At 69.5% G+C, this 7,977-nt stretch carries 6 protein-coding genes, 1 tRNA gene and 2 pseudogenes; 4 read left to right on the forward strand and 5 right to left on the reverse strand.

The window, feature by feature from the left end:
- The 3 genes and pseudogenes from TY51_RS22765 to TY51_RS12890 form a co-directional block, all read left to right on the forward strand.
- A pseudogene (locus tag TY51_RS22765) lies at positions 1 to 470 on the forward strand (hypothetical protein); the annotation flags it as partial.
- A gap of 10 nt (positions 471 to 480) precedes the next feature.
- Positions 481 to 1,883: pseudogene (locus TY51_RS24560) on the forward strand (heme biosynthesis protein HemY); the annotation flags it as partial.
- A 395-nt stretch (positions 1,884 to 2,278) separates the two neighbouring features.
- Positions 2,279 to 2,354: transfer RNA gene (locus TY51_RS12890), tRNA-Thr, on the forward strand.
- 45 nt (positions 2,355 to 2,399) lie between these two features.
- Here the strand turns inward: TY51_RS12890 and TY51_RS12895 are convergent.
- From TY51_RS12895 to TY51_RS12900, 3 genes are all read right to left on the reverse strand, one after another.
- Positions 2,400 to 3,605 carry an alkaline phosphatase D family protein gene (locus TY51_RS12895; protein ID WP_307536725.1) on the reverse strand — a complete coding sequence of 402 codons (1,206 nt, stop codon included), beginning with the start codon at positions 3,603 to 3,605 and terminating at the stop codon, positions 2,400 to 2,402.
- A complete protein-coding gene (locus tag TY51_RS24350) occupies positions 3,569 to 3,832 on the reverse strand; it encodes a hypothetical protein (protein WP_307536720.1) in 264 nt (87 codons plus the stop codon). Before TY51_RS24350 ends, TY51_RS12895 begins: the two co-directional genes overlap by 37 nt.
- Positions 3,833 to 3,894: 62 nt before the next feature.
- Positions 3,895 to 4,956, reverse strand: coding sequence for an ornithine cyclodeaminase (locus TY51_RS12900; protein WP_042250113.1), 1,062 nt, complete (start codon positions 4,954 to 4,956; stop codon positions 3,895 to 3,897).
- Positions 4,957 to 5,071: 115 nt separating this feature from the next.
- Between TY51_RS12900 and TY51_RS12905 the strand changes: the two genes are divergently transcribed.
- Entirely contained in the window at positions 5,072 to 5,503 is a 432-nt protein-coding gene (locus TY51_RS12905) for an Lrp/AsnC family transcriptional regulator (RefSeq protein ID WP_042250114.1), read from the forward strand.
- On the opposite strand, the gene TY51_RS12910 is transcribed toward TY51_RS12905, so the two are convergent.
- Positions 5,500 to 6,189, reverse strand: coding sequence for an MrcB family domain-containing protein (locus tag TY51_RS12910; protein WP_081994997.1), 690 nt, complete (start codon positions 6,187 to 6,189; stop codon positions 5,500 to 5,502). The two genes, TY51_RS12905 and TY51_RS12910, sit on opposite strands and share 4 nt — an antisense overlap.
- Positions 6,078 to 7,721 (reverse strand): CTP synthase, encoded by a 1,644-nt coding sequence (locus TY51_RS12915; protein WP_042250116.1) that lies wholly within the window; start codon positions 7,719 to 7,721, stop codon positions 6,078 to 6,080. The genes TY51_RS12910 and TY51_RS12915 overlap by 112 nt, the downstream gene beginning before the upstream one ends.
- Positions 7,722 to 7,977: the final 256 nt, after the last annotated feature.

Raw genomic sequence — 7,977 nt, forward strand, 5'->3', positions numbered from 1 at the left:
CGGTGGCCGCCGTCGCCGCGCTGCAGACCGCGCTGGATGCGGGCGTGACCCCCGATCAGGCGCGCGAGGCGCTGGAGGAAGCCGGTCTGGACACCCCCGAGGCCCTGCAGGCGCAGGTGCCCAGCCTGACCGAACTGCAGGCCGATTTCCCCGAGGCCGCCCGCGCAGCCCTGCGCGCCAGCCTGCGCGACACCAGCGCCAGCGGCGAGGGCAACCTGTTGACCAACTTCCTGCGCGCCCAGACCGGCGCCCGTTCGGTTGAACCGCGCGAGGGTGACGACCCCGATGCCGTCCTGTCGCGCGCCGATGCCGACGTGCAGGCGGGCCGGATCGACGCCGCCCTGACGCAGATGCAGGCCCTGCCGGAACCCGCCACGGCAGCCCCCGCCATGGCCGACTGGCTGTCCCGCGCAACCGCCTATTCCCAGGCACGGGCGGCATTGTCCGACCTGTCCTCGGGCACGAACTGAGGGCCGCCCGATGCTGTTGTCACTGCTGAAAATCCTGTTCTTCTTCGCCGTCGTCCTGGCCTTGGCCCTGGGAGCGGTGCAGCTGTCCGAAACCGGGCAGGTGCTGCGTGTCGAATATGGCGGCATCGAATACGCGCTGTCGCCGCTCAAGGCGCTGGTGGCGCTGTTCGTGTTGATGATCGCCGCATGGCTGATCTTCAAGCTGCTGGGGCTGGCGCTGGCCGTGCTGCGCTTTCTGGTCGGCGACGAAACGGCGATCAACCGCCACTTCGCCCGCTCGCGCGAGCGCAAGGGCTATGCTGCCTTCGGCGAGGGCATGCTGGCCGTCGCCTCCGGCGAGGGCAAGCTGGCGCAGGACAAGGCCGCCAAGGCCGCGAAATACCTCAACCAGCCGCACCTGACCAACCTCTTGGCCGCGCAGGCGGCAGAGACGTCGGGCGATACCGGCAAGGCCATCGGCATCTATCGCACCCTGCTGGACGACGACCGAACCCGATTTGTCGGCATCCGCGGCCTGATGCGCCAGAAGCTGGCCGAGGGCGACACCCACAAGGCGCTGCTGCTGGCGCAAAAGGCCTATGCCCTGAAGCCGCGCCACAAGGAGGTTCAGGACACCCTGCTGGACCTGCAGACCCGCGAACAGGACTGGAAGGGCGCGCGCCAGACCCTCAAGGACAAGCGCACGCAGGGCGACCTGCCCAAGGACGTGGCCCTGCGCCGCGACGCCGTGCTGGCCCTGCAGGAAGCCAGCGACGTCTTGGCCCACGGCAACTCCATCAGCGCGCGCGAGGCCGCGATCTCGGCCGCCAAGCGTCGCCGGACCTGATCCCCGCCGCCGTGCTGGCAGCACGCAGCTATGTCGCGCAAAAGGATTACCGCAACGCCTCGCGGATCCTGGAAAAGACCTGGTCGGTGCGCCCGCATCCCGACATCGCCGCCGCCTATGCCGAGATCGTCCCGGACGAGACCCCGGCCGCCCGCCTGCGCCGCTTTGACGCGCTGATCAAGAAGAACCCCGACCACGAGGAAACCCGCCTGCTCAAGGCCGAACTGCTGCTGGCCGCCGAGGACTTTCCGGGTGCCCGCCGCGCCTTGGGCGATCTGGCTGAAAAGCATCCGACCGTGCGGACCCTGTCGATCATGGCCGCCGTCGAACGCGGCGAGGGTGCCGATGACAGCGTCGTGCGCGGCTGGCTGACCCGTGCCCTGTCGGCATCGCGCGGGCCGCAGTGGTGCTGCGACAAGTGCCACAACGTGATGTCCAGCTGGGCCCCGGTCTGCGACAGCTGCGGCGGTTTCGACACGCTGACCTGGCGCGAGCCCGAGACGCGGCACAGCACGACCTCGGCCACCGGGGCCGAGATGCTGCCCCTGCTGGTCGGCGCGCCCAAGCCCGCGGATGACGTCCCCGATCTGACCGAACCCGTCCAGCCCCACCCGCCCGGTCCCGCCGAGCCGGAGGGCAAGCCCGCCCCGCGTCGGATCGAACAGCCGGTCGTGGCCCCCGGCATGGTGCCGCGCGAAAGCGACTATCGCGTCATCGACGAACCCTCGTCGACGGTGACCACGCCCGAACCCGTCCTGATCACGGAACCCGAGCCGCTGCCGCAGCCCGCGCCGGAACCGGAACAGCCCAAACCCGCAGTGCCTGCGGCGGAACCGGTGATGGTGCGTCCCGATGTCGAACCGACGGATGCGGCGGACTGGACCGAAACCCGCGCGCGGCGCTGACCCGATGATGCGAATTTTTCGCAGCTGACCCCTTTTCGTCATGGCGCGAAGATGCTATCCGCGCGCCATGACCAGACGCCGCAGTAGCTCAGCTGGTAGAGCACATCATTCGTAATGATGGGGTCGGGGGTTCGAGTCCCTTCTGCGGCACCATGGTCCGACACGCAAAGGCCGCCCCCCGGGGCGGCCTTTGCCGTTTCAGATCGGCAGCGGCGGCGTCCGCCCGCTGTCCTCCAGGTCCCAGACCGCCTGCCATGCGCCCACACGCCGTTCCAGCACCAGAAAGTTGCGCTGCGCAATGTATCGGTGGCGCTGGCCGGGCAGGGGGCGGATGCGGATCGGGTGTTCCGGCAGCGGGTCCTCGCCCAGCCACGCCAGCGCGCCCAGGAACCGGGCCCAGCCCTTGGGCGGGGCGCGATGCGCGATGCCCGACGCGACCAGCTGGTGCAGCTGCAGCCCGCCGCCCAGGTCCATCTCGGCCCGCGTGGCCAGGTGGATCTCGCCCGACAGGGCGGTCAGGTCATGGCCGTCGCGCCGTGCCATGTCGCGCACCAGCCGCAGGATGCGGCGCCATTCGTCGCGATGGGTGCGGCTTTGCCACTGATCGCGCAGGTCGTCCTCGTATTTCTGCATGCGCGGAATGGCCACCATCAGCGATTCCAGGATCGACATGCGCGGCCCCAGCAACGGTACGCTGGACATCAGCATGGTGTGGCCCTGCGCCTCGCGCCGCGCCTCGGCGTCCATCATCTGCCAGCCGCCCGGCCCCATGATGTCGCGCCGGGTGCGCTCGGACCGCATGTCGGGGGCCAGAAGGCGCAGGCCGGGGGCGTTGATCACCCAGCCCAGATGCCCGCCATGCGGATCGGCGAAACGGGCAGGCAGGTCGCCCGCCACGGTGCCGTGCTGGAACAGCAGAAAGCTGTCGCGGGCGGCGGCGAACAGCGCCTGACCCACCGCCGAATCGGTGCGCGACCGGGGCAGAGAGCCCCATCCGTCGCAGATGTCGTGGTCGTCCCATTGCATCAGCGACGGCACCCGCGCCGCCAGCCAGGCCAGCTCCGGTGCACCATACAGCGCCGCATAGCGGTCGAAGAACCGCTGGCGCAGATGCGCGCGCAGGCTGTCCAGCGCGTCGGGGGCGGGCCTGTCGGGCACGCGGTCGGGCCAGTCCTCGCTCAGCGGATGGCCCTGCGTGACCTCGTCGGCATAGACCTGATCGCCGCCATGCAGCAGCAGCGCAAAGGGCGCGCGGCGGTGGTCGTCGCGCAGGCGCGCCCACATGGCGTTACGCTCGGACCCCTCGCGGTCCATGTCGCCCACCTCCTCGCCATTGCACGAAACATAGGCCAGCCGCAGGTCTCCGGTCAGATCGCCCGCGACCTCGAACCGCTGGCGTCCCAGTCATAGGCCGACGCCCGGTCCGCAGGCAGCGCGAATCGCGCCCGCCAGACGGTCGCGCCGTCGAACCGGGCCAGCGCCACGGGCGCCACCGGGCCGGAGGGCGCGATGACCGGGGCCGGGGCCTGGTCGCCGGGCATGAAGAACAGGGCCGCCAGCGACATCCGCCCCAAGGCGACATCGTCAAGCAGCAGGATCGGGCCGATCGGGCGGGTGATCTGGATGGACATGGCGATCTGCTAAGGCCGAACCCGCGGCTTCGCAATTCGCGATCGTGCCGCAGGCGATCACATCAGGCGGCATCCTGCCGGGGTGCCGCGCGGCACAGCATGCCGAACAGGTCGCGCGGATCGTCGGGATCGGCGATCATGTCGAGGTCCAGGAACAGGCCGGTACCTTGCAGGCGCTTGTGGATGTGGCGCAGGGCGCTGAAATCCTCGATCGCGAACCCCACGCTGTCGAACAGGGTGACCTGGTCGGCGCCGGTGCGGCCCGGCACGCGGCCGGCGATGACCTGCCACAATTCGGTCACCGGGTGGTCGGGGTCCAGCTGCTGGATCTCTCCCTCGATGCGGGTCTGGGGCGGGTATTCGACAAAGATGCCCGCGCGCAGCAGGATGTCGCGGTGCAGCTCGGTCTTGCCGGGGCAGTCGCCGCCGACCGCGTTCAGATGCACGCCCGCGCCGACCATGTTGTCCGACAGGATGGTCGCATATTGCTTGTCCGCGGTGCAGGTCGTCACGATCTGCGCGCCCAGGATCGCGTCCTCGGCACTGGCACAGGGGACCACGCGCAGCCCGCGCCCGGCCAGGTTCGCCGCGCATTTCGCGGTGGCGGCGGGGTCGATGTCGTACAGGCGCACCTCCTCGACGCCACAGATCGCCTTGAAGGCCAGCGCCTGGAACTCGGCCTGCGCGCCGTTGCCGATCATCGCCATCACCCGCGAATCGCGCGGGGCCAGCCAGCGGGCGGCCATGGCGCTGGTCGCGGCGGTGCGCAGCGCGGTCAGGATGGTCATCTCGGACAGCAGCAGCGGGTATCCGGTGGCGACATCGGCCAGCACGCCAAAGGCGGTGACCGTCTGCAGCCCCTGGCGCATGTTGCCGGGATGGCCATTCACGTATTTGAATCCGTAATGCTGCCCGTCCGATGTCGGCATCAGCTCGATCACGCCGATGTCGGAATGACTGGCCACGCGGGGGGTCTTGTCGAAATCGGGCCAGCGGCGGAAATCGGCCTCGATCGCGTCGGCCAGTTCGATCAGCAGCGGCTCTATGCCGACGTGATGGACCAGCTGCATCATGTGATCGACGCTGACAAAGGGAACAAGCGCCTGGCGCGAGGGCGGGGTCATCGGTCTTCTCCTGCAGGGTTCGGCCCATGATGCTGCGCGATATGGGTCGGTTTCAACTGGACAGGCAGCAGGAATGGCGGGATCATCGCCCCGATTGGCGGGCAAGGATGCCATTATGGACGATCTGGATCAGGCGCTGATCGCGCAGCTGCGCCGCGACGGGCGGGCCTCGGTGCTGCATCTGGCGGACAGGCTGGGTGTCAGCCGCGCGACCGTGCGCCTGCGCCTGGCCCGGCTGATGGAGCGGCAGGAGATCCTGGGCTTCACCGCGATCACCCGCGCCGACGCGCAGGACGCGCCCGTGCGCGGCCTGATGCTGATCGGGATCGAGGGGCGGGGCGCCGACCGCATCATGGCCCGCCTGACCGCGATGGCGCAGGTGACGGCGGTGCATTCGACGAACGGGCGGTGGGACCTGATCGTGGATCTGGCGGCGGGGTCACTGTCGGAACTGGACGACGTTCTGCGCCGCATCCGCGACCTGGACGGCGTCATGACGTCCGAGACGAACCTGATCCTCTCCACCCGCCGCGCGGGCACCCGCTAGACCAGCCCGCGATACAGATCCAGCATCCGCGCCAGCGCCGCCTCGAACCCGTCCGGATCGGGCGCGCCCGCATCCCAGCTCCGCGACAGCACGCAGCCCGCCTGATAGCCCTGCGGCAGCGCGGCCTCCGACCCCAGACCGATGGGCGCGGTGTCGAACCCATGCCCCGGCAGCCCGTCCCGCGTGCGCGTTGCCCTGTCGCGCAGATGGCGCAGCCCCGCGTCATGGCCATGCTCGCGCAGCGCATCCGCCGCGCCGTGCTGCAGCGACAGCACGATCCGTTCGTCCGGCGCGTTCACGAAGCAGGCGACATAGAGGCCGTGGCGCATGCTGCGCGTCACATGCGGCGCGAACCACGCGACCCATGGCACCGCCGCCCAGCCCGGTGCGCCGGTGCTGGCCCGCACCAGCAGGCGTTCCGGCCGCCCCGCCACCGCCGCCCGCGCCAGCGCTGCCACGTCGCGGCGAAAGAACCCGGCCAGCGGGTGCCCGGCCACCGGTTCGACCCGCGCAAACGCATACCGCCGCGCCGTCAGGGACAGCGCGGCGGCAAGCCGGTCGGGCAGGGGGGCGGTCAGACCAGCCGCCCTTCCTCCATCGCCGCGCGCACGAATCCTGCGAACAGGGGCGCGGGTTCGAACGGCTTGGATTTCAGCTCGGGGTGCGACTGCACACCGATGAACCACGGGTGGTCGGCATATTCCACGACCTCGGGCAGCTTGCCGTCGGGCGACATGCCCGAAAAGCGCAGGCCCGCGGCCTCCAGCTGCGTGCGATAGGTGGCGTCGACCTCATAGCGGTGGCGGTGGCGATCCTCGATCTCGGTCGCGCCGCCATAGATGTCGGAGATCCGCGACCCCTGCGCCAGCACGGCGGTATAGGACCCCAGGCGCATCGTGCCGCCTTTGTCGTCGCCGACCTTGCGGCTGACGGTATAGTTGCCCTGCACCCATTCCTTGAGGTGATAGACGACCGGGGTGAACCGGGTCTGTCCGGCCTCGTGGTCGAACTCTTCGGACCCGGCATCGGGCATGTCGGCCAGGTTGCGCGCGGCCTCGATCACGGCCATCTGCATGCCTAGGCAGATGCCAAGATAGGGCACCTTCTTCTCGCGGGCATAGCGCGCGGCGGCGACCATCCCCTCGGTCCCGCGTTCGCCAAAGCCGCCGGGCACGATGATGCCGTGATAGCCGTCCAGCAGATGCGACCCCTCGCCCTCCAGCTTTTCGCTGTCGACCCAGTCCGCCTTGACGCGGACCTTGTTGGCCATGCCGCCATGGGTCAGCGCCTCGGCGATGGACTTATAGGCGTCCTCCAGCTGGGTGTACTTGCCGACGATGGCGATGTTCACCTGGCCCTCGGCATTGTACAGCCGGTCCATCACGTCTTCCCACCGCGACAGATCGGGGCGCGGCGCGGGGCTGATGGAGAAGGCGTCCAGCACGGCCCGGTCCAGACCCGCGCGATGATACGCCATCGGCGCCTCATAGATCGTCTTCAGGTCATAGGCCGGGATCACCGCATCGGGCCGCACGTTGCAGAACAGCGCGATCTTGGCGCGTTCCTTTTCCGGGATCGGATGCTCGGACCGGCAGACCAGCACGTCGGGGGCCAGGCCGATCGACTGCAGTTCCTTGACGCTGTGCTGGGTCGGCTTGGTCTTCAGCTCGCCGCTGGCGGCCAGATAGGGCAGCAGGGTCAGGTGCATCAGGATGCATTCGCCGCGCGGACGCTCGTGGATGAACTGGCGGATCGCCTCGAAGAAGGGCAGGCCCTCGATGTCGCCGACCGTGCCGCCGATCTCGCACAGCATGAAGTCGACCTCGTCGTCGCCGATCGACAGGAAGTCCTTGATCTCGTTTGTGACGTGCGGAATGACCTGGATGGTCTTGCCCAGGTATTCGCCCCGGCGTTCCTTCTCCAGCACGTTGGAATAGACGCGCCCGCTGCTGATGCTGTCGGTGCGCCGCGCGGCCACCCCGGTGAAACGTTCGTAATGGCCCAGGTCCAGGTCGGTCTCGGCGCCGTCATCGGTGACGAAGACCTCGCCATGCTCGAACGGGCTCATCGTGCCGGGATCGACGTTCAGGTACGGGTCCAGCTTGCGCAGCCGGACGGTGAACCCCCGCGCCTGCAGCAGCGCCCCCAACGCCGCCGAAGCCAGCCCCTTGCCAAGCGAGGATACGACGCCGCCGGTGATGAAGATGTAACGCGCCATGAGGCCCCCGTGATGTGCAATTCTGTCTTAGCGGGCCGTCCGAATGACGACGATCACGGGGCCCACGAAATAACCGATTCGCCCCGTGGCCGCAACGGACCGCAAGTGGATGGGGGGCGCCTGGCGCCCCCCCGCAGTGGTGTCTGTCGTCAGTTCGCCGGTGCGGGCGGGGTCTCCGGTGCCGCGGTGTCCGGCGTGGTGACGTCCGGCGCGGCTTCCGGCGTCGCGGCGGGTGCCGCGGCCTCGGGGGCGGGCG

This window comes from Paracoccus sp. PAMC 22219 (genome assembly GCF_000787695.1).
GTDB lineage: Bacteria > Pseudomonadota > Alphaproteobacteria > Rhodobacterales > Rhodobacteraceae > Paracoccus.

What these genes read in the sequence shown, in the direction of transcription:
- TY51_RS24350 (WP_307536720.1), bottom strand. Translation starts at nt 3,832, where the DNA reads ATGTCCATCCAGATCACCCGCCCGATCGGCCCGATCCTGCTGCTTGAC.
- TY51_RS12900 (WP_042250113.1), bottom strand. Translation starts at nt 4,956, where the DNA reads ATGACCCCGCCCTCGCGCCAGGCGCTTGTTCCCTTTGTCAGCGTCGAT.
- TY51_RS12915 (WP_042250116.1), bottom strand. Translation starts at nt 7,721, where the DNA reads ATGGCGCGTTACATCTTCATCACCGGCGGCGTCGTATCCTCGCTTGGC.
- TY51_RS12905 (WP_042250114.1), top strand. Translation starts at nt 5,072, where the DNA reads ATGGACGATCTGGATCAGGCGCTGATCGCGCAGCTGCGCCGCGACGGG.